The organism is Streptomyces huiliensis (genome assembly GCF_020037025.1).
Lineage (GTDB): Bacteria > Actinomycetota > Actinomycetes > Streptomycetales > Streptomycetaceae > Streptomyces > Streptomyces huiliensis.
This window is the reverse complement of the sequence record NZ_JAIQLH010000511.1, coordinates 1-659: the sequence shown is the minus strand read 5'-3', so window position 1 is coordinate 659 and position 659 is coordinate 1. Positions and strand designations below refer to the sequence as shown.

The following is a 659-nucleotide window of genomic DNA, read 5'->3' as shown; positions in this document are numbered from 1 at the left end:
TGCGGAGCGGATGCCGGGCGCGCCCACGGCGGAACGGCGTCGTGCGGCCCCGGCGGAACGGCGCCCTCGGCCGCGCCCGCCGGGTACCCGGCGGGCGGCACCGCGTCCTGGGACAGGTCCGCCCGGGGGCGGTCGTGGAAGGTGGAGTACGGCCAGGAGGCGTCCGCGGACGGGGGACGCGTGCCGTGGGGCGGGGTGGCGGCCGCGGGGTGCTGGACCGGAGGGGCCGGGGCCCAGGGGCCCGGGCGGCCGTACGGGGGCGTGCCGTACGGGTCCGGGTCGTGCAGCGGCGTCCTGCCCTGTGCCGGGTGTCCGGCCACGTCCGACGGGGAGCCGTCCTGCCCGGTCGGCGGCACCGGTGCCTTGCCCTCGTCCATCTCTGCTCCCCCCACGATGCGTCCACGAGCCTCGGCACCCGGCGGGATGCCCGGCCCACCAGCGATTGAACCAGGTGCCGGTGGGCGCGAGCAGGGTAACCCCCGGCCCGTCGGGGACTCGTCAGCGAGTGCCGGCCGCCTGGCGGGGCATCCGGAAGGGGACGGCGACCGGGAGGGCGGGCGGTATGACCAGCGCGGCCCGGGTCACGGGCGCGGGCGTGCGGGGGCCGGCCGGGCGGGGCCGGTCCGGGCGGCGGCCCTCGCCGGTGCCTGTGCCGGTGC

At 80.6% G+C, this 659-nt stretch carries 1 pseudogene; it reads right to left on the bottom strand.

The features are described from left to right. A pseudogene (locus JNW98_RS35550) lies at positions 1-377 on the bottom strand (protease); the annotation flags it as partial. Positions 378-659: the final 282 nt, after the last annotated feature.